The sequence below is a fragment of the Aquiluna borgnonia genome, assembly GCF_013283855.1.
GTDB lineage: Bacteria > Actinomycetota > Actinomycetes > Actinomycetales > Microbacteriaceae > Aquiluna > Aquiluna borgnonia.
Genome location: NZ_CP054056.1, coordinates 658,469 through 680,941, shown reverse-complemented (window position 1 = coordinate 680,941; position 22,473 = coordinate 658,469). Strand labels below are relative to the sequence as shown.

The 22,473-nt window shown below is 54.1% G+C and carries 22 protein-coding genes and 3 tRNA genes; 4 read left to right on the top strand and 21 right to left on the bottom strand.

The features are described 5' to 3' along the window. Positions 1 to 3: 3 nt before the first annotated feature. The 4 genes from HRU87_RS03520 to HRU87_RS03505 all read right to left on the bottom strand — a co-directional run bounded on the left by HRU87_RS03520 (position 4) and on the right by HRU87_RS03505 (position 2,562). Positions 4 to 249 carry a hypothetical protein gene (locus tag HRU87_RS03520; RefSeq protein WP_173493559.1) on the bottom strand — a complete coding sequence of 82 codons (246 nt, stop codon included), beginning with the start codon at positions 247 to 249 and terminating at the stop codon, positions 4 to 6. A gap of 2 nt (positions 250 to 251) precedes the next feature. Next, a complete protein-coding gene (locus HRU87_RS03515) occupies positions 252 to 599 on the bottom strand; it encodes a DUF948 domain-containing protein (RefSeq protein ID WP_173493558.1) in 348 nt (115 codons plus the stop codon). Between the two features lie 5 nt (positions 600 to 604). Further along, positions 605 to 1,234 (bottom strand): 30S ribosomal protein S4, encoded by a 630-nt coding sequence (gene rpsD, locus HRU87_RS03510; RefSeq protein ID WP_173493557.1) that lies wholly within the window; start codon positions 1,232 to 1,234, stop codon positions 605 to 607. 101 nt (positions 1,235 to 1,335) lie between these two features. Continuing rightward, complete coding sequence (locus HRU87_RS03505; RefSeq protein WP_173493556.1) at positions 1,336 to 2,562, bottom strand: replication-associated recombination protein A; 1,227 nt, start codon at positions 2,560 to 2,562, stop codon at positions 1,336 to 1,338. A gap of 11 nt (positions 2,563 to 2,573) precedes the next feature. Between HRU87_RS03505 and HRU87_RS03500 the strand changes: the two genes are divergently transcribed. Both HRU87_RS03500 and HRU87_RS03495 read left to right on the top strand, forming a co-directional pair. Then, positions 2,574 to 3,356, top strand: a complete 783-nt coding sequence (locus HRU87_RS03500) for a peptidylprolyl isomerase (protein ID WP_246247356.1) — start codon at positions 2,574 to 2,576, stop codon at positions 3,354 to 3,356. A 25-nt stretch (positions 3,357 to 3,381) separates the two neighbouring features. Continuing rightward, positions 3,382 to 4,596, top strand: coding sequence for a DUF349 domain-containing protein (locus HRU87_RS03495; protein WP_173493555.1), 1,215 nt, complete (start codon positions 3,382 to 3,384; stop codon positions 4,594 to 4,596). On the opposite strand, the gene HRU87_RS03490 is transcribed toward HRU87_RS03495, so the two are convergent. From HRU87_RS03490 to thrS, 12 genes are read right to left on the bottom strand one after another with little or no spacing between them, the layout of a single operon-like run. Continuing rightward, a complete protein-coding gene (locus HRU87_RS03490) occupies positions 4,593 to 6,824 on the bottom strand; it encodes a RelA/SpoT family protein (protein ID WP_173493554.1) in 2,232 nt (743 codons plus the stop codon). The two genes, HRU87_RS03495 and HRU87_RS03490, sit on opposite strands and share 4 nt — an antisense overlap. A 32-nt stretch (positions 6,825 to 6,856) precedes the next feature. Continuing rightward, complete coding sequence (gene secF, locus HRU87_RS03485) at positions 6,857 to 7,828, bottom strand: protein translocase subunit SecF (protein WP_173493553.1); 972 nt, start codon at positions 7,826 to 7,828, stop codon at positions 6,857 to 6,859. Further along, on the bottom strand, positions 7,821 to 9,497 hold the full coding sequence (gene secD / locus HRU87_RS03480) for a protein translocase subunit SecD (protein ID WP_173493552.1): 1,677 nt from the start codon (positions 9,495 to 9,497) through the stop codon (positions 7,821 to 7,823). The genes secF and secD overlap by 8 nt, the downstream gene beginning before the upstream one ends. A gap of 1 nt (position 9,498) precedes the next feature. Beyond that, positions 9,499 to 9,759, bottom strand: coding sequence for a preprotein translocase subunit YajC (yajC, locus tag HRU87_RS03475; RefSeq protein ID WP_173493551.1), 261 nt, complete (start codon positions 9,757 to 9,759; stop codon positions 9,499 to 9,501). A 52-nt stretch (positions 9,760 to 9,811) separates the two neighbouring features. After that, positions 9,812 to 10,789, bottom strand: coding sequence for a Holliday junction branch migration DNA helicase RuvB (gene ruvB, locus HRU87_RS03470; protein ID WP_173493550.1), 978 nt, complete (start codon positions 10,787 to 10,789; stop codon positions 9,812 to 9,814). Further along, the gene (gene ruvA / locus HRU87_RS03465) at positions 10,786 to 11,352 is read right to left on the bottom strand and encodes a Holliday junction branch migration protein RuvA (RefSeq protein WP_173493549.1); all 567 of its coding nucleotides are present in this window, start codon (positions 11,350 to 11,352) and stop codon (positions 10,786 to 10,788) included. Before ruvA ends, ruvB begins: the two co-directional genes overlap by 4 nt. A 4-nt stretch (positions 11,353 to 11,356) precedes the next feature. Further along, entirely contained in the window at positions 11,357 to 11,890 is a 534-nt protein-coding gene (ruvC, locus tag HRU87_RS03460; RefSeq protein WP_173493548.1) for a crossover junction endodeoxyribonuclease RuvC, read from the bottom strand. Next, positions 11,890 to 12,639 carry a YebC/PmpR family DNA-binding transcriptional regulator gene (locus tag HRU87_RS03455; protein WP_173493547.1) on the bottom strand — a complete coding sequence of 250 codons (750 nt, stop codon included), beginning with the start codon at positions 12,637 to 12,639 and terminating at the stop codon, positions 11,890 to 11,892. The genes ruvC and HRU87_RS03455 overlap by 1 nt, the downstream gene beginning before the upstream one ends. Positions 12,640 to 12,654: 15 nt before the next feature. Continuing rightward, positions 12,655 to 13,212, bottom strand: a complete 558-nt coding sequence (gene pdxT / locus HRU87_RS03450) for a pyridoxal 5'-phosphate synthase glutaminase subunit PdxT (protein WP_173493546.1) — start codon at positions 13,210 to 13,212, stop codon at positions 12,655 to 12,657. Continuing rightward, on the bottom strand, positions 13,213 to 14,103 hold the full coding sequence (pdxS, locus tag HRU87_RS03445; RefSeq protein WP_173493545.1) for a pyridoxal 5'-phosphate synthase lyase subunit PdxS: 891 nt from the start codon (positions 14,101 to 14,103) through the stop codon (positions 13,213 to 13,215). A 9-nt stretch (positions 14,104 to 14,112) separates the two neighbouring features. Continuing rightward, entirely contained in the window at positions 14,113 to 14,616 is a 504-nt protein-coding gene (locus HRU87_RS03440) for an HIT family protein (RefSeq protein ID WP_173494249.1), read from the bottom strand. 30 nt (positions 14,617 to 14,646) lie between these two features. Next, positions 14,647 to 16,632 carry a threonine--tRNA ligase gene (thrS, locus tag HRU87_RS03435; protein ID WP_173493544.1) on the bottom strand — a complete coding sequence of 662 codons (1,986 nt, stop codon included), beginning with the start codon at positions 16,630 to 16,632 and terminating at the stop codon, positions 14,647 to 14,649. 86 nt (positions 16,633 to 16,718) lie between these two features. Here thrS and HRU87_RS03430 point away from each other — a divergent pair, with 86 nt between their 5' ends. Continuing rightward, complete coding sequence (locus tag HRU87_RS03430) at positions 16,719 to 17,252, top strand: VIT1/CCC1 transporter family protein (RefSeq protein ID WP_246247354.1); 534 nt, start codon at positions 16,719 to 16,721, stop codon at positions 17,250 to 17,252. A gap of 17 nt (positions 17,253 to 17,269) precedes the next feature. After that, positions 17,270 to 18,739, top strand: coding sequence for a malate dehydrogenase (quinone) (gene mqo, locus HRU87_RS03425; protein WP_173493542.1), 1,470 nt, complete (start codon positions 17,270 to 17,272; stop codon positions 18,737 to 18,739). Positions 18,740 to 18,783: 44 nt separating this feature from the next. On the opposite strand, the gene HRU87_RS03420 is transcribed toward mqo, so the two are convergent. From HRU87_RS03420 to HRU87_RS03400, 5 genes are all read right to left on the bottom strand, one after another. After that, complete coding sequence (locus HRU87_RS03420) at positions 18,784 to 20,745, bottom strand: bifunctional metallophosphatase/5'-nucleotidase (RefSeq protein WP_173493541.1); 1,962 nt, start codon at positions 20,743 to 20,745, stop codon at positions 18,784 to 18,786. 85 nt (positions 20,746 to 20,830) lie between these two features. Beyond that, a tRNA-Val gene (locus HRU87_RS03415) sits at positions 20,831 to 20,905 on the bottom strand. Positions 20,906 to 20,916: 11 nt separating this feature from the next. Continuing rightward, positions 20,917 to 20,990 (bottom strand) — tRNA-Cys (locus tag HRU87_RS03410). Positions 20,991 to 21,005: 15 nt separating this feature from the next. Then, a tRNA-Gly gene (locus HRU87_RS03405) sits at positions 21,006 to 21,078 on the bottom strand. Between the two features lie 67 nt (positions 21,079 to 21,145). Next, on the bottom strand, positions 21,146 to 22,417 hold the full coding sequence (locus tag HRU87_RS03400; protein WP_173493540.1) for an ammonium transporter: 1,272 nt from the start codon (positions 22,415 to 22,417) through the stop codon (positions 21,146 to 21,148). Positions 22,418 to 22,473: the final 56 nt, after the last annotated feature.

Below are 22,473 nucleotides of genomic sequence, written 5' to 3'. Positions count from 1 at the left end.
GAGTTATTTCTTGGTTGCAGGACGCTTAGCGGCAGGTCTAGGGGTTGAAACTTTGGCAGCAGCCTTAGGGGCGGGCTTAGATAGCTCAGCCTCACGTTCCTGGTATCCGGCGGCGACGGCCGAGGAAAAGTCTTTGGCAGCCGCAATCGCGTCATCCAGGGCCGCCTGGGCCTTTGGGTTATCCCTGAGCTGAATCACGGCGAGTGCGCCAAGACCTAGTCCCGCGGCAAACCAACCCAATTTAGACATTTCTACCTCCGCTTTCCCATGACCGTAAACAGGCCCTTGGTGACACCAAAAAGTTTAGTCAGCGGACCACCTATGGAAGCTGTAAAAACTGCTACCAGGCCATTGATGTTCTCGGTTACCTGCTCGACGTCTTCGGTGATCGCATCTATGCGCTTGAGCTGTTTGTTCGCCTCGGCCATGGTGACCCTGGCCTCTTGAAGCATGGGCTCAAGCTCCGCATTTAGAGACTTGATGGTTCTTGCCGACTCGTCGAGAACTTTCCCGAGTTTGACCAGAGGGAAACCGATGAATAGAACGAGAACGGCGAAGCTGAGGGCAAAAATTATGCCGACAACTTCGCCGCCGCTCATTAGAACTACCTTGCTGCGTAGTACTCGACCACGAGCTGAACTTCACAGGTGACTGGAACTTCAACGCGCTTTGGACGACGCACTAGGGTGGCCTGGAGCTTGTCTAGATCTACTGACAGGTACTCAGGGGTCTTGGCCTGGACATCGCTGTGTCCGCCGGCAGCTGCAACCTGGAATGGCTCGGTCTTCTCGCTCTTGGAGTGAACGTGAATCATCTGACCTGGCTTCACGCGGAAGGATGGGCGGTCAACGCGTTCTCCATCAACGAGAATGTGGCGGTGGACTACCATCTGACGAGCCTGGGCCATGGTGCGAGCGAAGCCCGAACGCAATACCAGAGCGTCGAGGCGCATCTCTAGGAGCTCTACTAGGTTCTCACCGGTTAGACCCTCGGTGCGCTTTGCCTCCTGGAAAGTCTTGCGAAGCTGTGCCTCACGAATGCCGTACTGGGCCCTCAGGCGCTGCTTCTCGCGAAGACGTACTGCGTAGTCGGAGTCAGACTTGCGCTTGGTGCGGCCGTGCTGGCCCGGTGCATACGGGCGCTTTTCCATGTACTTTGCAGCTTTTGGAGTCAGTGCGATGCCGAGTGCACGCGACAGACGAGTCTTGCTGCGGGTTCTAGTTGTCTTTGACAAAAAGGTACCTTTCAAATGTCTTAGGTTGGATTCTCACCCTACGTCCCAGCCGCTGGAGCAGAGTAACCCCGAAAGCTTAGCAGTTGAGGGTGGACCTGTCACTATTTGCCCAGAATATCGCCGATACCCTTCATGCGCTCGGCGATGGTTCTCTCGAACCCGTGATTAGAGGGCTCGTAGTAGTTCGGTATTCCCTCAGCGTAGGTTTGTCGAACCACAGCGGCTGGGAAATCGTGCGGATACTTATAGCCCACGGCTCCGGTGGAGCGCAGGTGGGCGGGAACGGGCTGCTGTCCGCCGCTCTCGAGGTCTTCAAGAGCCTGATTTATTGCGAGGTACGCCCGGTTCGACTTGGGCGCAGTTGCAAGGTAGATAGTTGCCTCGGCTAGTGGGATTCTCCCCTCTGGCATGCCAATCTTCTCGACCACTCCAGCACAAGCATGAGCGATGGACAGGGCGTTTGGATCGGCAAGGCCGATGTCCTCGGCGGCCAGAATCATTAGCCTTCTTGCGATGAAGCGAGGATCCTCTCCCCCGGCTATCATCCTGGCTAAGTAGTGGATTGCCGCTGCTACATCAGAACCCCTCACAGACTTTATAAAAGCGCTGATCGTGTCGTAATGCTGGTCGCCAGTGGCATCGTAAACCTGGACTCGACTGCAAACTTCTTTCACGTTTTCCAGAGTGGCAGCCTCAGAGCCCAGCGCAACAGCCTCCAAAAGGGTTAGGGCTCTTCGCGCGTCTCCATCCGAGACGCTGGCTATGTATTCAAGGGCGTCTTCTTCGATTTCAAGGCGAACGCCATTGGGATCGTTGAGCGCCTTCTCGAGGAGCGTTTTAGTTTCAAGTTGCGTGAGCGGTTCTAATTTGATTACCAGGCATCTCGAGATCAGTGGGCGAATCACTGAGAAAGCTGGGTTCTCAGTGGTGGCTGCAATCAGTGTGATCACACCAGATTCCACAGCCGCCAGCAGGGAATCCTGCTGGGATTTACTGAAGCGATGAATCTCATCTAAAAACAGCACCGTATCGCGGTCAAAAACCTCTCTTTGCCGTTTAGCGCTCTCAACCACCTCGCGAACATTTGCAACCGATGCTGAAACAGCACTGAGTTCAACAAAGTCCGAGCCGGTTCCCTGCGATATCAGCCTTGCGAGCGTGGTCTTACCGCTTCCGGGGGGTCCAAAAAGGATTACGGAGCTTTTCTGTGTCTCGCTCCCTGATATCAGCCTTTGAAGCGGCGAGCCATTCTTTAGTAAGGATTCATGCCCAAGCACGTCGTCGATGCTCTTGGGTCTGAGCCTGTTTGCCAAAGGTATTGAAGCCACAAGCTGATTGTATGCAACACCTAGAATTACTGCGGAAAGTTGAGGGTTTTATGGGAAACACCGACAAGCTTGCTAACTACCAAGCAAAACAAAACCTAAAGAATGAGCGGGAGCTGGTTCGCAAAAAGGACAATCGACTCGCTCTCCTCGTCGGCGCTGGTGCGCTGGCTCTTGCATTTCTCGGACAGTTGGCCTATTTCGGCATTGGCCCTGGATCCGCTCCGGCCGAAGAAGTGGTTGCAGAGGAAGTTGTCGAGGAATCTGAGTCGATGGTTCCAGACCCGGCGTTGGCTGAGAATCGAACTTGGAACGGATCCCTGAACTTAAACGATCAACCTCTAGGACTGGAATTATTCGGTGACCTGGCACCCCAGGCCTCAGCAAACTTCATCTCCCTTGCCCAAGCTGGCTACTTCGAATCTCTAAATTGCCACCGACTCACCACCGAGGGAATCTTTGTGCTTCAGTGCGGAGACCCCAGCGGCGATGGAACCGGCGGTCCAGGCTATAGCTTTGGCCCGATTGAGAATGCTCCGGCAGACGACATTTACCCTGCTGGAACACTTGCAATGGCACGTCGAGGCGGCGATGCAGCCTCAATGGGCTCTCAGTTCTTCATCGTCTACAAGGACTCGCAGATTCCATCGGACGCTGCGGGCGGCTACACGGTGTTTGGCCGAATCACCTCAAACCTCGAGGCTGTGACCGCGATTGCGGCAGCAGGAACAGCTGATGACGGAAGTGATGGCTCTCCGCTGAACGCCGTCTCGCTAAGCGGTATTTCGGTAGAGTAAAACCTCAAAACATAGGAGATCCCCCGTGTCCAACAATGCATTCGGCCGCGTCGACAGCGAAAACAACGTTTACGTCATCGAGGAAGGCACCGAGAGATTGGTTGGCCAGTACCCAAACGTTACTCCCGATGAGGCTTTGGCTTACTTCGTTCGCAAGTTCGAGGACCTTGAGGCTCAGGTGCGCATTCTGGAGCAGCGATTGGCCTCAGGCATAACCGATTCCAAGAGCCTCAAGACCACTTTTGACCACCTGACCTCAGAGCTCGCCGAGCCAAAGGCCGTGGGAAATGTCAAGGGACTCCGAGACCGTTTAGCCAAAGTCTCCCCCGCTATTGAAGCCGCATCGGCAAAGCTTGCTGCCGAGCGTGACGCAGCCATTGAGGCAGCCATGGCCCAGAAAGAGCAGATTGCCGCCCGAGCTGAGGCTCTGGTAGGCAACCTAGGGGGAATCAACTGGAAGAAGTCTGCCCAGGAGATGAACGACCTCTTCAATCAGTGGCAAAGCCTTCAGAAGGATGGAGTGAAGGTCCCCAAGGCTAAGACTGACCCCATCTGGAAGCGCTTCTCACAGGCACGTGCCAAGTTTGAGGCCGGTCGCAGAACCTACTTTGCAACGCTTGACTCTAAGTTCAAAGAGGCTAAAAGTGCCAAATCACAGCTTGTTGAAAAAGCTGAGGCGCTTGTCGCCAAGGGTGGAGATGCAGCAGCCGACTACCGCAAGCTTCAGGATGACTGGAAACTCGCTCCAAGAGCGGGCAAGGCCGAGGATGTCCTATGGGCCAAGTTCAGAGCAGCCGGTGACGCGATCTTTGCGGCCAAGAAGGAAAAGGACGCTGAGCTAGCCACCGAGCACACCGCTAACCTCAAGGCCAAGCAAGAACTCATTGCAAAGGCTAAGAAGATTGACGTCAAAGACCTCGACAGCGCCAAGCGAGCGCTCTCTGAGATCCAGGCAGAATGGGTCAAGATCGGTCACGTGGCAAAGGACAAGGTCCGAGACATTGAGTCGGAACTTCGTAAGGTCGAAAAGCTCGTTCAGGACGCCCAGGCTGACGCTTGGAGAAGATCAGACCCAGCCGCAAAGGCCAGAAGCAACTCGTTGGTTTCTCAACTCGAATCTGCTATCGAGAGCCTTGAGGCCGAGCTGAAGGCAGCACCAGCTGCAAAGAAGAAGGACATCCAAGCTCAGATTGACGCCAGAAAGTCTTGGCTAGAGGCTGCAATCAAGGCTGTCGACTAGGTGCTTTTTACTCGATAGACGTCGTAGACGGCTTCGATGCGTCTAACTTGATTTAGCAGGTGGTCGAGATGAGATGGGTCTGCCATCTCAAAGACAAACTTATTGAGCGCAATACGATCTCTTGAGGTTGAGACGGTGGCACTGAGAATGTTGACGTGGTTTTCACTCAGGACCCTGGTGACGTCGGAAAGTAATCCAGATCGGTCCAAAGCCTCAACCTGGATCTGAACCATGAATACCCCCCTGGAATCCTCCGCCCAGCTAACCTCAACGACTCGTTCAGCGTTGAGACTCTTGACGTTCTTGCAGTCGGAGCGGTGAACAGAAACACCGTCTCCCCTGGTGATAAATCCGATAATCCCATCACCTGGAACCGGAGTGCAGCAACGTGCCATTTTGGTGAGCACATCTGGTGAACCTTTGACCAGCACGCCCTGCGAACGGTGACGCGGACCTCGTAGGGATTTCGGAATTTGCTGAACCGGAATCTCTTCAGTGTCTGGATCTCCTCCAAGCCCTTGCAGCTGTTTGATTCGCTCGATGATGGTTATGGCAGATACTTGGCCCTGCCCCACCGCAGTGAATAGTCCATTGATGTCTGTCAGTCGCAGTTCCTGAGCAACCTGATTCAGGCTCTCTGAGCTCAGCAGCGACTGAATTGGAAGACCCTGGCGTCTGAGGGCCTTTGCCAAGGCTTCTCGACCCTCTTCGGTTGCGAGTTCTTTGCGCTCCTGGGTAAACCAGTGTTTGATCTTTGCTCGTGCCCTTGGTGAGCCAACGAAGTTTAGCCAGTCTTTGGAAGGGCCAGCTGACTCGCTCTTTGACGTGAGAATTTCAATCACATCACCGGCTTGAAGCTTGCTCTCAAGTGGGACGAGACGGCCGTTCACTTTTGCACCAATGGTCTTGTGACCAACCTCGGTGTGGACGGCGTAGGCGAAGTCGACCGGAGTTGAACCGGCGCTCAGACCAACCACTTTGCCCTTTGGAGTGAAGACGTAGAGTTCCTTGGCTCCAATTTCAAACCGCAGGTTGTCTAGGAACTCCCCTGGATCTGCAGTTTCCTCTTGCCAATCGCTCAGCTGCTTTAGCCACGCGAAATCTACCTCTTGGTCCCCGTCTTTACCGGTGTTGGTTTTGTACTTCCAGTGAGCTGCAACACCAAATTCCGCTCTCTGGTGCATCTCTTGAGTGCGAATCTGAATCTCTACCGCTCTGCCATCCGGCCCCACCACGGTGGTGTGAAGCGACTGATAGAGATTGAACTTCGGCATGGCGATGTAGTCCTTGAATCGGCCTGGCAACGGGGACCACTTAGCGTGCAGTGCTCCCAGTGCGGCGTAACAATCCCTGACACTGGAGACAATTACCCTGATTCCAACTAGGTCGTAAATGTCATCAAACTCACGACCGCGCATAACCATCTTTTGATAGATGCTGTAGTACTGCTTGGGGCGCCCTGAAATTCTTGCCTTGACGCGGTTATCTCGAAGTTCTGTTTCGATGGCGTCTATTACTCGCTCGGTGTATTCACTGCGAGAGGGATTGCGCTGCGACACCAAGCTGACTATTTCTTCGTAAACCTTTGGATAAAGGACGGCAAAACTGATGTCCTCAAGTTCAACCTTTATGGTGCTGATTCCGAGACGGTGTGCCAAGGGGGCATAAATCTCGAGAGTCTCCTGAGCCTTACGCTTAGCCGACTCAGGGTTTACAAAGCCCCAGGTTCTGGCGTTGTGCAGACGGTCGGCCAGCTTTATGACTAAAACCCTGACATCTTTGCTCATGGCTACAACCATCTTGCGCATGGTTTCTGCCTGGGCGCTGTCACCAAATTTGACCTTGTCTAGCTTGGTCACGCCGTCTACCAGAAGAGCCACTTCCTCACCGAAGTCACTGCGCAACTTATCAATCGAGTACTCTGTGTCCTCGACCGTATCGTGCAGCAGTGCGGCGGCAATGGTTGCGGGCCCGGAAGCGAGGTCGGCAAGGATTCGTGCAACCGCAAGCGGGTGGGTTATGTAGTCCTCTCCAGACTTGCGCTTTTGACCTTCGTGATAGTGCTCTGCTGTCTTGTAGGCACGTTCAATTACCTGGTAGTCGCTTTTGGGGTGGTTGATTCTCACAATCTTGATGAGTTCACTTAGATCGGCTCCATAGGCCGTAGAGGATCTAGTAAAGATTCTCGGCAGGCGAGACCTCAGCGACGATGCAAAGCTGTCAGTCAACTAGTCACTCCCTAATGGTTGTGAGAAGTCTATTAGCGGTTTGCCTCGACCTTTTCAGCCGCAGCCTTGAGTTGTGCCTCATTTTCACGAAGGTGAACATAAACCGGAGCCGCTAGGAAGATGGACGAGTAGGTGCCGACGATGGTTCCTACAAACAGCGCCAGAGCGATGTCACGCAGTGTTCCAGCCCCGAGCAAAACAGACCCAATGAACAGAATGGCCGCTACTGGCAAAACCGCCACGACGGAAGTGTTGATAGAGCGCACCAGGGTCTGGTTCACGGCGAGGTTTACCATCTCGGCAAACGTCCTAGTCTCGCTGTATTCAATTTCAAGAGTGTTCTCGCGAACCTTGTCGAATACCACCACCGTGTCGTAGAGAGAGTAGCTGAGAATGGTGAGGAAGCCAATGACTGCCGCGGGAGTCACCTCGAAGCCGACTCCAGCGTAAACGCCAGCGGTCAAGATGAGGTCGTGGGCAAGGGCGACCAATGCTGCCACTGACATCTTCCAGCTTCTGAAGTAAAAGGCCATGAGGAGCGAAACCAGAGCCAAGAACACAATCAGTCCGGTGATGGCCTGCTGTGTGACATCGGCTCCCCAGTTCGGACCGATAAAGCTCGATGCGACCTCGCTGTCCTGTACGCCGTAGGCTTCGGCGAGCGCTAGGCGCACCTCTTCAGACTCGACATCGGCCAGCTGCTCGGTTTGGATGCGAATGTCAGAGGTTCCAACCTCAGTTACAGAGACCTGAGCTCCGGCAACAATGCCCGAAACAACATCCTCGGCGAGGGTTAGCGGAAGCTCTTGTGAATTCGTCAAACGAAATTCAGATCCACCTCGGAATTCGATTCCAAAGTTGAATCCGCCTCTGAGGATTGGAAGTAGGACCGAGAGGATTACTGCGAGTGCGGCAATGGTGTACCAAAGCTTCCGCTTACCAACAAAGTCAAACGAACGCTCGCCTGAGTAGAGCTGATTTCCAATTGTCTTGAGACTAGTCATTTGTGACCTCCTGAGCCTTACGCTCTGCAATTGTTTGACGCTTGCGCGCTTCCTTGGAGGCCTTCTCAGCCTTGCCCTCAGCCAGCTTCTCGGAAACTCTAAATTGAGCGCGACCTAGGTAGGCAGCCTTGGATGCACTCAGGTCAAAGCCAGACCACTTGTGACCTGAGGCAAAGAACTTCTTTCTTGCCAGTACCTGAACAAGCGGGTGGGTAAACAGGGTAACTACCATCAAGTCGATGAGGGTCGTGAGACCGAGGGTGAAGGCAAACCCTCGAACCGAAGAACTGGTTAGGAGGTAGAGCACAACTGCGGCCGTAAGGCTCACGGCATCTGAAACCAAGATGGTCCTCAGGGCACGCTTCCAGCCGGCTTCAACCGCAGTTTCAAGGGTTCGACCCTCGCGAAGCTCGTCTCGAATTCTTTCGAAGTAAACAATGAACGAGTCAGCCGTGATACCAATTGCCACAATCAATCCGGCAACTCCGGCTAGCGAAAGTCTGTAGCCCTGGCGCCAGCTCAAGAAGGCCACCGCGAGGTAGACCAGGATGGCAGCGACAATCAGGGATCCCAGAACCACGGATGCGAGGCCGCGGTACTGGAAAGTCATGTAGACCACGACTACAATGAGGCCGATAACACCGGCAATCAAACCGCTACGAAGTGACTCCTCACCCAAGGTGGCTGAAATGTTCTCTTGCGACTGGACTTCGAAGCCAATAGGCAAAGCTCCATACTTCAACTGATCCGACAGTGCGGTAGCGGATTCCTGGGTGAAGTTTCCAGTGATTTGAGCCTGACCGTTGGTAATCACTGCGTTGGTTGCAGGAGCGGTGATTACCAATCCGTCCAAGGTGATAGCAAACTGGTTTTGTGGCGATGGCAAACCGAAAAGGCGAGCGGTTACCTGTCCAAATGACTCTGTTCCGGTTGCGTCAAACTCTAGGTTTACCGCCCAGTCGTTGGTGCTTGCACCGGTAGTGGTAGTAACCGTACCGGCATAGGCATTGGAAATGTTGAGTCCATTGACCTCGACGGGACCGAGGATGTACTTGTAAAGGTAAAAGTCGTCACAGGTAACCAATGGCTTGGTTGGATCATCAACCTGCCCTGCACTTCTAAATTCTGTTGAGCAGTCCAGCTGGTCGAACTGGGCCTGCACCTTTTCAGTAATCCACGCTGCGTCCGAGGCATTTACCGGAGTGGTCGCCGGGGTGTCATTCAGGGTTGAAATGTCTACAGCGGCAGACTCAGTGCTTGGCGCTGCCGAGGCCGCGTAGGTGATAACTGGCCGGAATTCCAGCAAAGCGCTGGCCTTGATCAGCTGAAGAGTGTTGGCGTCAGGAGCTCCAGGGATTGAGACCACGATATTTTGATTTCCCTGGACCGAAACCTGAGCTTCACCAACACCGGAGCCGTCGATTCGTTGACGAATAATTGTGACGGCTTGGTCTAGCTGCTCCTGCTCAACAACCTGGCCATCGGCGAGAGTTGGGGTGAGGATGATCTGCGTTCCACCCTGAAGGTCAAGGGCTAGCTCAGGGGCAAAACTTGCACCTGGCTGAACGGTTACCACGCCCCAGATGATTAGACCTGTGAAAAAAGCAGCAACGGCTCCAAGCCATCCCAGCTTCCGCTTAGCGGATTGCTCGGTTGTTCTTTCTGACACGCTAGTTCCCCTCAGCTGGCGTCGGCACTACACCGCGAACGGCTTGCTTGACCACTCGCAACTTAGTCTTTGGAGTGCTCTCCACGACTAAATCGTCGCCGCTAATCTCCGTGATAACACCTTTGATGCCGGAGTGGAGAATAATCTCGGAGCCAACCTCCAAAGAACTTAGGAGAGTTTCGGCATCCTTTTTGCGCTTGCGATTTTGCTGAACCAAAAGCAGAATCATCACGGCGAGCACGCCAAGCAGAATGTAGTCCAAGAGTTTTCCTTACCGACTAGGTACCCCGAAATTATAGGTGCAAGTTACTCAATTAGCGCTTAGCTTGCGTCAGGTGGGCGATGCCGTGCTGAGTTATCTCTCTACCGCGCGGAGTACGCTGGATAAATCCAATTCGAATCAGGTAAGGCTCGATAACGGCCTCAATCGTGTCTGGTTCCTCGCCAATAGCAACGGCCAGAGTGCTTAAACCCACCGGCTTTGCACTGAATTGAGTGGCAAGCAGAGTCAGAATTTGTCGATCAACTCGGTCTAACCCGAGGGCATCAACCTCAAACAGTTCCATAGCGCTTAGAACTGAATCCATGGTGATGACTGGTTGTCTATTGACTGCCGCGAAATCTCGGACCCTGCGCAGCAGGCGATTTGCGATTCGCGGTGTGCCACGAGAGCGAGTTGCTAGCGCATTGGCCGCGTCTGACTCGATTTCTATCCCGAGTTTCTGACTCGCCCTCGTTACGACCGAAACCAGGTCCGCGGGTTCGTAGTACTCCAGAAAGGCAGTGAACCCGAACCTATCCCTTAGTGGCGTGGGTAGCATTCCGCTCCGGGTGGTGGCTCCAACCAGGGTAAAGGGAGCGATTTCCAGTGAGATCGAAGCGGCTCCCGGGCCCTTGCCGACCATCACATCTACTCGAAAATCTTCCATCGCCAAATAGAGCATCTCTTCGGCACTGCGAGACATTCGATGGATCTCGTCTATGAATAAAACGTCTCCGCTCTGCAGTGCCGAGAGCATGGATGCTAAGTCCCCTGACGACTGTATGGCTGGACCGGAGGTAAGCCGCAGTGGTTTCCCGGAGTCGTGAGCGACAATCATGGCGAGGGTGGTCTTACCAAGTCCGGGCGGTCCCGCCAGCAAAATGTGATCGGGGGCGCGGTTGTGCAGCTTCGCAGCGTCAAGAATCAGGTTGAGCTGGTTGACGACTTTCTCTTGACCCACGAATTCGGTCAGAGAGGTTGGCCGCAGTTTTGCTTCAACCTCCCGCTCGTCGGAGGTTGGCTCGATCAAGCTTCACCTAGTTTGCTGCTACCAAGGAGAGAGAGTGCCGCCTTGAGCGCCGCGGAATCATCAAGCCCCACGGGGATTTCCGAGATAACGGCTCGAGCGCGCGCTTCGTCAGTTCCCAACTGCACTAGCGCTTGAATGACGTTGGCGTGGGGCAGGTGAACCGATAGTCCAACCTTGTTGGAGAGTGAAATCACAATCAGTTTGGCCGTCTTTGGCCCGATACCCGAGATCGCCCTGAATGCGGCATCGTCGGAGGCATTGACGGCGTTTCTCACGCCATCGGCATCCATACCAGACAGCACCGTCATCGCGAGCTTCGGCCCAATGCCGCTGACCGAGCAAAGTAGGTCAAAAATCTCAAGTTCGGCAGAGCTCTCAAAGCCATAAAGCGAAATGTCATCCTCTTTGACAACCATCTTCGTGACCAACGTTGCGTCTTGGTTTAGCCGGAGGGAGAGCCCATGCCGCGGGGTAACCGCAACTCGGAATCCGACTCCCCCAACCAGAAGGGTTAGCGAATCAGTGCCGAGTCTTGCTACTTGACCCGTTAGAAGTTCAATCACGAAGCTAACCTAATCGCCGCGATGCCTTTTTTGCCGCCGCAACCCACGCTTGCTGTGCAGAAGTCCCCACATTGAAACCACGTTTAGAAGCGCATATGGCCACAGCTAGAGCGTCTGCAACGTCGGCGGGCTTGGGTTGGCTATCAAGTTGGAGGATTCGGGTCACCATCATGCCAACCTGATCCTTGGTAGCCCTTCCATTGCCCGTTACCGCTGCCTTTACTTCGCTCGGCGTGAAGAACTGAAGGGGAATGTTGCGCTCGAAAGCCAGTGCCATCAAGGCTCCGGAGATTTGGGCCACACCCATAACTGACCGAAGGTTGGCCTGAGCGAAAACCCTCTCGAGGCCAATCAGCTCCGGCCGATGCTCATCCAAAAGCGCCGCGAGCTGCTGCGAAATCCGTCCGACTCGCTCACTCGGGTCCTGATCTGGCGTTGATTGAAACATTCCGTACCTGATTGCCGAGTTCTTCTCAGAGTCGACCAAACCAAATCCACAGCGGGTGAGCCCGGGGTCAACTCCAAGGATCAAAGCCACTAGGCCTCGAGTCGCTCTAGGACTTCTGCACTGATGTCCATGTTGGTGTAAACATTTTGGACATCGTCAAGATCCTCAATTGCGTCAATCATTTTGATTACTTTTGAGGCAGTTTCCAGGTCGGCTTGAATCTTCATAGAGGACACAAACTCAACATCCGCGGATTCGTAATCGATTCCGGCCGCCTGAAGTGCAGCTCTTGCAGCAACCATGGAGGAAGGGTCAACTGTGACCACAAAGCCCTCACCATTCGAAGAGACATCCTCTGCGTCGTGTTCCAGGGTCGCCTCCAAGATGGCGTCCTCACTGCTACCTGCGGTGCAGACGATTACTCCCTTGCGGGCAAACTGGTAGGACACTGATCCGGGATCGGCCATGGTGCCACCATTTTTAGTGACGGCAGTCCTAACCTCTGCAGCCGTGCGGTTCTTGTTGTCCGTGAGGCACTCAATCAGAATCGCAATTCCATTTGGCCCGTAACCCTCATACATGATTCCCATGTATTCGGCGCCATCTCCAAGCGCACCGGAACCGCGCTTGATAGCACGCTCAATGTTGTCGTTGGGGACTGAATTCTTTCTAGCCTTGTAAACCGCGTCATACAGGGTTGGGTTGCCCTCTATGTCCGAACCGCCGGTTCGCGTAGCAACCTCAATGTTTCTAATGAGTTTGGCCCAGAGCTTGGCGCGCTTAGCGTCGTTGGCTGCCTTTTTGTGTTTGGTGGTTGCCCATTTGGAGTGGCCTGACATGAGTGCCCTTTGTTCTCAGTGAATGCTTTCGAGGAACAGCTTGTGAAGCAGTGTGCCTCCGGTTATCTCCGGGTGAAAAGTTGCACCTAGCAACTTTCCCTGCCGCACTGCCACCGGTTCATCCCCTAGCTTGGCGATTACTTCAGCGCTTCCTACCGCCAAAATTCTAGGGGCACGGATGAACGCCACCCGCTCTTTTTCTGCACCAAAGGAAACTTCTGCCTCAAAACTGTGTGTTTGACCGCCGTACGCATTTCGAGACACTTTCACATCAAGCCCCCCAACAAACTCTTGGCCGGGTGCCGCACCCTCAACCTCATTGCTGAGCATAATTAGCCCAGCACAGGTTCCAAGCACAGGCTTTGACCTGGCGAACTCTCGCAGGTGAGGGAACAGACCGAAGCTTTTTGCGAGGTTTGATATTGTCGTTGACTCGCCTCCGGGAATCACCAAGCCGGAAACTCTCTCGAGATCTTCTTTAGTCTTCACCGGCAGGACCTCGGCGCCCAAGCTTTCGAGGGTTACCTTATGCTCACGCCAATCCCCCTGAAGGGCTAAAACTCCAACTAGCAACTACCAGCCACGCTCCGAAAGGCGGTGCGGGGCGGGCAGGTCGTTGACATTGATTCCAACCATGGCCTCGCCCAGTCCTCGTGAGGTCTCTGCAACGATCTTTGGGTCGTTGTAGAAGGTGGTGGCCTTCACAATGGCGGCTGCTCTGGCAGCTGGGTTGCCGGACTTGAAAACTCCGGAACCGACGAAGACTCCGTCAGCACCCAGCTGCATCATCATGGCGGCGTCAGCTGGAGTTGCAACACCACCTGCAACAAACAGAACGACTGGGAGCTTGCCGGTGGTTGCAACTTCCTTGACCAGAGCGTAAGGCGCCTGAAGTTCCTTTGCGGCCACGTAAAGCTCGTCTTCAGTCTTGGCAGCGAGGGCACGGATTTCCGAGGAAATTGTTCTGATGTGCTTGGTCGCCTCAGAAACATCACCGGTACCGGCCTCACCCTTTGAGCGAATCATGGCAGCACCCTCGGTGATCCTGCGAAGTGCCTCGCCTAGGTTGGTGGCACCGCAAACGAACGGAATGTCGAACTTCCACTTGTCGATGTGATTCACGTAGTCGGCAGGGCTGAGAACTTCGGATTCGTCGATGTAGTCCACCTCTAGTGACTGCAGAATCTGCGCCTCCACGAAGTGACCGATACGCGCCTTGGCCATAACTGGAATGGAAACGGTGTTGATGATTGCGTCGATCAAGTCTGGGTCGCTCATGCGGGCAACGCCACCCTGCGCCCTGATGTCGGCTGGGACGCGCTCGAGAGCCATAACCGCCACCGCTCCGGCATCCTCGGCGATGCGAGCCTGCTCAGGGGTAACGACGTCCATGATCACGCCGCCCTTTAGCATCTCTGCTAGGCCGCGCTTGACTAATGGGGTTGCGTTTTCGTTAGTTGACATTCATCAATCCTATTTATCGGTTATCCAGTTGTTTGCAATTGTTTCGCGAACCTCACCAAGAAGCCTAGGAAGCGCTTTGGTCTTGGCGATGATCGGAAAGAAGTTTGAGTCATGTAGCCAGCGCGGAACTATGTGCTGGTGAAGATGCCCGGCAATTCCTGCTCCTGCCAGTTCTCCCTGATTCATCCCGATGTTAAACCCGTGAGTCCCGGAAACCTTCCTTAGAGTTTTCATGGCCTGCTGGGTGAGAAGAGCAATCTCAGCTGTTTCCTCCTCAGTGGCCTTGTCGTAGGTATCCACGTGGCGGTATGGACACACCAGCAAGTGGCCGGTGTTATAGGGAAACAGATTCAAAAGGACAAAGCAGCTCTTGCCTCGAAAGACGATTAGCGCATCCTCATCCGATTTGCCTGGAGCTAGGCAAAAAGGACACTCGTCATCTGGCGGCTGCTGACCCGACTGGAGATAGACCAAACGGTGCGGCGTCCAAAGCCGCTCAAAATCATCGGCCATCGGAGAAAAACGATCAAGAAACTCGGTCAATTAGACCTGTTCCTTGTTAGCGATAGCACTGAGGATTCGAGCCTTTGCCTCTTCGAGAGTCAGGTCATTCTCCTGAGAGCCATCTCGGAAGCGGAATGCGACAGTTCCCTGCTCAACGTCCCTAGCTCCTGCGATAACTATGAAGGGAACTTTGGCCAAAGTGTGATCACGAATCTTTTTTTGCATTCGATTGTCACTTCTATCGACCTCGATGCGAACTGAGTGAGGGCGAAGCTCAGCAGCGAACTGCTCCAGGTAATCCGCAAATTCGTCAGCAATAGGAACACCAACCACCTGAACCGGCGCAAGCCACGGTGGGAAATGACCGGCATAGTGCTCAGTCAATACTCCGAAGAAGCGTTCAATCGAACCAAACAGCGCTCTGTGAATCATGATTGGCCGGTGACGCTCACCATCTGAACCGATGTACTCAAGATCGAATCGCTCAGGAAGATTGAAATCCAGCTGAATTGTGGACATTTGCCAGGTTCGGCCAATGGCATCCCTGGCTTGAACCGAAATCTTCGGACCGTAAAAAGCCGCTCCGCCCGGGTCTGGGAACAGATTCAACTTGGACTTTTCGGCAACCTTGGCAAGAGTGTTGGTGGCCTTTTCCCATAGCGCATCCGAGCCCACAAACTTTGGATTTTCGGGGTCCCTGGTCGAAAGCTCAAGGTAGAAATCATTTAGTCCATAATCCCTGAGTAGCCCAAGCACGAATTCCAGAACCGATGTGAGCTCCTGCTCCATCTGCTCTTCGGTAACAAAAAGGTGAGCATCATCCTGAGTCATTCCCCGGACGCGCGTTAGACCGTGCAGAACTCCGGATTTTTCATAGCGGTATACCGAGCCGAATTCAAACATCCGAAGCGGAAGCTCTCGGTAGCTTCGAGCCCGTGAGCGGAAAATCAAGATGTGGAACGGACAGTTCATGGGCTTGAGGTAGTAGTCAGCACCACTCTTTTTCAAGGCGCCCGATTCATCAAATTCGGAATCGAGCTTCATCGGCGGGAACATGCCGTCGGAGTACCACTGCAGGTGTCCGGAGGTTTCAAACAAATTGCTCTTAGTGATGTGTGGCGAGTACACGAATTCGTATCCCGCCTCCTCGTGACGCTTGCGGCTGTAATCCTCCATAACCCGCCTGAGGATTCCGCCCTTGGGGTGGAAAACTGCCAGTCCTGAGCCAATCTCGTCGGGGAAGCTAAACAGATCTAATTCAACCCCGAGCTTCCGGTGGTCTCGCCTGGCGGCCTCCTCGAGGCGCTGCAGGTGCTCGTCGTGCTGCTCCTGGGTTGGCCAAGCGGTGCCGTAAATACGCTGCAGCTGCTTATTGTTTTCGTTTCCTCGCCAATACGCAGCTGCGCTTCTGGTGAGCGAAAATCCCTTGCCGATGCTCCTGGTGTTTGGCAGGTGAGGTCCGCGGCAAAGGTCTCTCCAGGCGACACTGCCGTCCGGATTGACGTTCTCATAGATAGAGAGAGTTCCCTCGCCAACCTCAGCGGCACCTTCGCCGACATCGGAAGATTTCAAGCCAATCAGCTCAAGCTTGTAAGGCTCATCGGCCATTGCCTCACGAGCCTCGGAATCGGAGACCTCGCGCCTTACGAACCGCTGGGATTTCCCAACAAGTTCCTTCATTCGCTTTTCAATGCGCTTCAGATCTTCGGGCTTGAAGGCCTCGGGGACATCAAAATCAAAGTAGAAGCCGTCCTTAATCGGCGGTCCAATTCCTAGCTTTGCCGGGTCAAAAAGCTCCTGCACAGCCTGGGCCATAACGTGCGCGGTTGAGTGGCGCAAAATAGCCAGGCCATCCTCTGAATCAATAGTCACCGGCATTACATCGTCACCCGGAGCAAGTTGATAACTCAGGTCCTTCAATTCGCCATTTACGCGAAGAGCAACTACTGATCGATCCTCAAAGAGTTTGAATCCATCGGCTCCCTCACTTACCTGGTGAGGCTGGCCTGAAAGTTTGATGTCCACTTGGCTCCTAACCCGCAAAGTCTATCCCTTAGCTATCAAGGCTTGCCTTACTGGACACAGTGCCAAATGGACGATTGACTTTAGCCGTGAAAACCGACACAGCTGCTTTGGAGCTCAAGCTCAATTGGCTTCGCGCTGCTGTACTTGGCGCCAACGACGGAATCGTATCCGTGGCCGGTGTGGTGATTGGTGTTGCCAGTGCTGGTGCTCAACGGGAGACCATACTCCTGGCCGGTGTCGCTGCTGTGGTGGCAGGTGCAGTGTCTATGGCTGGCGGGGAATACACCTCGGTAAGCGCCCAACGTGACACGGAACTCTCCCACGGTAAAGACCCAAACAAATCCGCTGCCCATCCCTGGCAGGCAGCTTGGTCCTCGTTTGTCGCATTCACCCTGGGGGCCCTGTTGCCATTATTTGCAATGATTGGGCCCTGGGAGCAGCAGCGGATTCTGGTCACCAGCGCAGCGGTAGTTGTGGCACTTGCCGCAACCGGCTGGTGGGCCGCTTTTGCAGGAAGATCTTCGATTACCCGGGGAATCCTCAGAAACGTGTTGGTGTCACTGGCAACGGTCACAATTTCGTGGGGAATTGGCCAGCTTCTAGGGGTAACGGTCCTGTAGTTCGGTAGCCTTTACTGGTGTCCAACGTAGAACGTTTTGATCTTGGCCTAATTGGCGGCGGCATCATGTCCGCAACCCTTGGTGTAATCGTTAAGCTCCTCAACCCCAAGGCTTCAATCGCGCTATTTGAACGCCTTGATGATTTTGCCCTCGAGAGTTCGAACCCCTGGAACAATGCCGGTACTGGCCATGCTGCACTCTGCGAATTGAATTACATGCCGGACAGCACAGATGGCTCGCTCCCCTCGCCAGCCAAGGCGATCGCGATCAATGAGCAATTTCAAGTCTCTCGCCAGTTCTGGAGCGCCCTTGTTGAGCTTGGAATTCTGGGAGAGCCAGAGAGTTTCATCCGGACTGTTCCCCACATGACATTTGTGCGCGGTGAAAAAGATGTTGATTACCTGCGAAGAAGATTCCAGGCCCTGAAGGACCAACCGTTGTTTGCCGGCCTTGAGTACAGCGAGGACCCCGAGCAAATTAAAAAGTGGGCGCCGCTCATAATCAGTGGAAGAGGATCAGAGTCAATTGCCGCCACCCGCATAATGCAAGGCACGGACGTTGATTATGGAACCATGACAAAGCAAATGATTGCGTGGCTAAAGAATGCTGGCGCCGAGGTGCAGACCTCCACGGAGGTGAAGAATCTCAACCAGTATCCAGACGGCTCCTGGGAACTATCCCTTGGAGGGGCCGACTACCAAAGAATTGTCAAAGCTGATCGCGTATTTGTTGGCGCCGGCGGTTGGGCACTGAAGCTACTGCAACGATCCGGCATCCCTGAAATCTCCGGCTACGGCACCTTCCCGGTGAGCGGACACTTCCTCAGGACCGATAATCCAGAGATCGTCAGTCAGCACCAGGCCAAGGTCTATTCTCAGGCCCAAGTCGGGGCTCCCCCAATGTCTGTCCCTCACCTTGACACTCGTGTGGTAGACGGCAAGCAGTCACTGCTTTTTGGCCCATTCGCCGGACTGAACCCCAAGTTTTTGAAGCACGGTTCGCTTCTAGACCTGCCGCTATCAATTCGCCCGGCAAACATCATCCCCTACCTCTCTGTCGCCCTGAAGAATTTCGACCTGCTAAAATACCTCATCACGGAGGTCACAAAGTCAAGCGCCAAGAAGTTTGAAAGCCTGAAGGAGTTTGTTCCCCAAGCAAAGCAAGAGGATTGGTCTCTCTATGAGGCAGGTCAGCGCGCGCAAGTTATCAAGCCAGCCAAGGGCGGTGGCACATTACAGTTCGGCACCGAGGTCATCGCCTCCAAGGATGGAACCATCGCAGGATTGCTCGGAGCTAGCCCCGGAGCTTCGGTGTCGGTGAGCGTGATGATTGACGTTCTAAGAAAGTTCTACCCCGAAAGTCGTGAACAGCACGATAAAAAACTCGCCGAGTTCATCCCAGCACACAACAAATCCCTGAATACCAATTCGGCTCTCGCCATGAGGACTCTGGCAAAAACCGCCAAAACTCTGGGGCTTAGGGCTTAATCAAAGAGAGGGAGGCTCTTGCCTCCCTCTCCTATTCGATTTAGCTATTTGATAACAGTGATTCGACCGTCAAGTGCCATAACGGTTGTCTTTCCAGCGGCTAGATCAGCCTTCAGGGCATCGATTAGCACGAGGGCGTCAATGTCCCTGACGCTGAGCTTCAGCACGTCAAACATGCTGTAACCATCCCCACCCTTAGCGATGAAGTCAGTTGTCGCCAGGGAGAAGACCTTTGAATCCTTCGCGATTGCTTTACCTGAAGAATCCGTGACACTGACGATTCTTGAGCCTGCAGGCTTGGTAACGTCAACCGTGAACTTCAATCCGGAAACGTGTGGCCAGCGACCATCTGCGGGGTAGTTCGAGACACCATTCTCAAGAGCTGCCCAGAGAGTCGTTCCGGTTACCTCGATTGTGCTGAATGTGTTTCCGAAAGGCTGCACCGTGTAAACGTCACCCAGGGTCACATCGAAGACCGAACTTGAGCTGCTAGCTCCGGGACGGCGCAACGAAGCATCTGCGACCTTGTAGTTGGTGGACGGGAAAGTGTCGCGAATTCCACCACCGTTTACCAGGGCGAAGTCAGTACCGTACTTCGCCCGAATCACGTCAGCCGACCAGTTGCCGAAGGCGTGCTCGCCCGAGCGCTGAACTGGAACAGTTCCACCAATTGGCGTCTGCTGGGCAACAGTTCCAACCTTGACATCGAACTTGGCGTTCAAATCGGTCTTGTACTTGTTCACCACAGCCGTGGCCCCAGGGTCAGCCTGAGTCGTTGCTGTGATCTTGGCGTTAGCTGTTGTTACGAGCTCATTGGAGGCCCCAAGCACCCTATTGGTTTTTGTGTCAACGCAAACCTGGGTCCTGTTGTACTGGGACCCAGCATTAGCAACCATTGCGGTGAGGTGACCGTTCAGTACCGATGAGTAAGTCAGGTGCGAGTGGCCGCCGTAGAACACATCAACGCCAGCGATGCCTTTGGCGTAGTCAACCAGCGGCCCTACAGCCTTACCATCGCGGTTGGTGTTCCAACCCTCGTGGATCAGGGCGACCACCATGTCTGCACCAGCTTTGCGAGCAGCCTTGGCAGCAGCTTCCACCCGCTCTTCGCTGTCGAGAATTTCCAGGGTGTAATTCTTTCCAGCGTAGGTGTAGTCGAGATTGCCGGGCATAACCTGCTCTGCGGTCTGAGCGGTGTTCATGCCGACGAACCCAATCTTTACACCACCTTTAGAGACGATAGCGAATGACTTCGCGGACTTTCCGGTGCCTGCGTTCAGTGGTCGAAGGCTTGAGTAGTTTGAGGCGACCCACTGGAAGTCAGAGGCGGCGATCATCGTCCTCAGGTGCTTCAGATCGCGGTCGTGCTCGTGGTTTCCAAAGGTTGCAACGTCAAAGCCAATCTCGTTCATGGCTTCAATTGTTGGAAGCTCGTTGAACTGGCTGCTGATTGGTGGAGCTGCTCCAATGGCGTCTCCCACTGAAACTGCAACAGTAGTTGGATTCATTTTTCGCTCAGCATCAAAGTTTGCAGCTAAAAGCCCGGCCCCAAAAGAGCGGTTCGCTTCAATTTGGCCGTGTAGGTCGCTCAACTGCAAGATCTGAACGGTCTTGATGGTGCTACTTCCCTTGGAGATGGGACTTACTAGCTCTCCATTACCGAAGGGTGCAGAAATTCCATACTCGTTTACAGACTGAACTTGAAGCTCCTGGAAATCCATCGAGGTAGCGGGAACAAACGCAGATGTCTTATTTCCCGAAACGATCACTGGGCAGCTGTTTGCACCACCGGTGACAATAAAGTTCGTAACCGCTGGGGTCGCGACGACCGAATTCCAGTAAACCTTGAAGCCACCCTTTGCGGGAACGACGGACACTTTGGTTGGAGCAGCCGGAGCGGCGTATGTCTCGGCGGAGGATGCCACTGGGGCAGTGCCGAGGAGAAGTGCAGATGCAATGGCGAGAGAGCTTATAGCCCCGAAGGCCTTCTTCAATGTTGGGTTCATGCCGAGCAAGTTAGGTAGGAAGCATTACCAATGAGTGAACGCCTAATTACATACCGACAAGAAATCGATGAACTGGGGACAAACCTGGTGGGCGATACTGGGTTCGAACCAGTGACCTCTTCCGTGTCAGGGAAGCGCGCTACCACTGCGCCAATCGCCCATGTCGTGGTATGGAGGTGAAGACGGGATTCGAACCCGTGTACACGGCTTTGCAGGCCGCTGCCTCGCCTCTCGGCCACTCCACCGTGTGTGGTGTTCAGAGCGGATGACGAGACTCGAACTCGCGACCCCAACCTTGGCAAGGTTGTGCGCTACCAACTGCGCTACATCCGCATGCTCTAAACAGAACTAGAAGATTATGCCACAAATTCTTCGGTTATGTTCAAAAGCTTGAAACTAGCTAGTCAAGTGCGCCTTTCCAGCGTGGATCCTTGTCGTGGTAACCAAGCTGTCCATGCAAAATTGGGTCAATTCCGGCCATTTCATCCGTTGACTGGACCCTGAAGCCAATCGTCTTCTCAAGGACATACGCAATTATCCAAGCTGCTGCGAAGCTATAAAGTCCGACCGCGAGCACCCCGATTAATTGAGCAAAAAGCTGATCAAATCCGTGCCCAAAGGCCAGCCCCACTCCCCTACCAAACACGCCAATGAATAAGGTTCCCACGATTCCACCAACCAAGTGGATTCCAACTACATCTAGAGAGTCGTCAAAGCCAAGGGCGAACTTCAACTCAATTGCCCAGGCGCAAACCACGCCAACGACAAGACCTAAAACAATGGCCCAGATCGGATCGAGAAATGCGCAGGCCGGAGTAATGGCTACAGCTCCGGCGATGGCGCCAGACGCAATTCCGACTGCAGTTGGCTTGCCTGCCGTAATTCTCTCAAAGGCAGCCCAGCTGAGCATGCTTGCCGCTGGCGCAATGAGGGTATTCAGGAAAGCCAACGAGGCAATACCATCGGCTGCGAGTTCACTGCCCGCGTTGAATGCGAACCAACCAAACCAGAGGATAGCTGCACCAATCAGCGTTAGCGGCACATTGTGGGGAGCGTACATGCCCTTTCGAAACCCAAACCGTCTGCCAAGCACAAGTGCCACAGCAAGCGCTGCCGCGCCCGAACCAACCTCAACAACGGTGCCACCTGCGAAGTCGAGTAGACCTATGTCTTTGACCAACCAGCCGCCATCAATTACCTTGCCCTGGTCGTCAAGCGTGAAATTGAATACCCAGCCAGCTACCGGAAAATAGACCACGCTTCCCCAGAGCGCCGCAAAAATCATCCAAGATCCAAACCTTGCCCGATCGGCAATGGCTCCCGAGATCAGCGCGACCGTTATGGCCGCGAACGTTCCCTGGAATGCTGCAAAAACTAGGTCGAAGGACATTCGCTCATCAAGAAGCGAATCCAAGAACAGGTTTGAAAGGTTGATTCCCAAGACACCGTCAATTCCGATGTAGTTTCCTGCTCCGGAGCCTGAAAAGGCCATGGCATAACCAAAGGCAATCCAGAGCAGCGAAATCAACGCGAGGGCGCCGAAAGACATCATCATCATCGAGATGACAGAGGATGCTCTAACTAGACCCCCATAGAAGAATGCAAGCCCAGGGGTCATAAAAAGCACCATGGCAATGCAGGTAATCAAAAAGTAGATCTGGTCGTGGTTCATAGCTCTCTCCATTACGCACCAAAACGCCCACCGAGTCATGGACTCGAAGGGCGTTT

Excerpts from the sequence above, each read along its gene's own strand:
- HRU87_RS03520 (WP_173493559.1), bottom strand. The coding sequence starts at position 249 with ATGTCTAAATTGGGTTGGTTTGCCGCGGGACTAGGTCTTGGCGCACTC.
- HRU87_RS03440 (WP_173494249.1), bottom strand. The coding sequence starts at position 14,616 with ATGGCCGATGATTTTGAGCGGCTTTGGACGCCGCACCGTTTGGTCTAT.
- HRU87_RS03420 (WP_173493541.1), bottom strand. The coding sequence starts at position 20,745 with ATGAACCCAACATTGAAGAAGGCCTTCGGGGCTATAAGCTCTCTCGCC.
- HRU87_RS03400 (WP_173493540.1), bottom strand. The coding sequence starts at position 22,417 with ATGAACCACGACCAGATCTACTTTTTGATTACCTGCATTGCCATGGTG.
- HRU87_RS03515 (WP_173493558.1), bottom strand. The coding sequence starts at position 599 with ATGAGCGGCGGCGAAGTTGTCGGCATAATTTTTGCCCTCAGCTTCGCC.
- HRU87_RS03500 (WP_246247356.1), top strand. The coding sequence starts at position 2,574 with ATGCAACACCTAGAATTACTGCGGAAAGTTGAGGGTTTTATGGGAAAC.
- pdxS (WP_173493545.1), bottom strand. The coding sequence starts at position 14,103 with ATGTCAACTAACGAAAACGCAACCCCATTAGTCAAGCGCGGCCTAGCA.
- HRU87_RS03455 (WP_173493547.1), bottom strand. The coding sequence starts at position 12,639 with ATGTCAGGCCACTCCAAATGGGCAACCACCAAACACAAAAAGGCAGCC.
- secF (WP_173493553.1), bottom strand. The coding sequence starts at position 7,828 with ATGACTAGTCTCAAGACAATTGGAAATCAGCTCTACTCAGGCGAGCGT.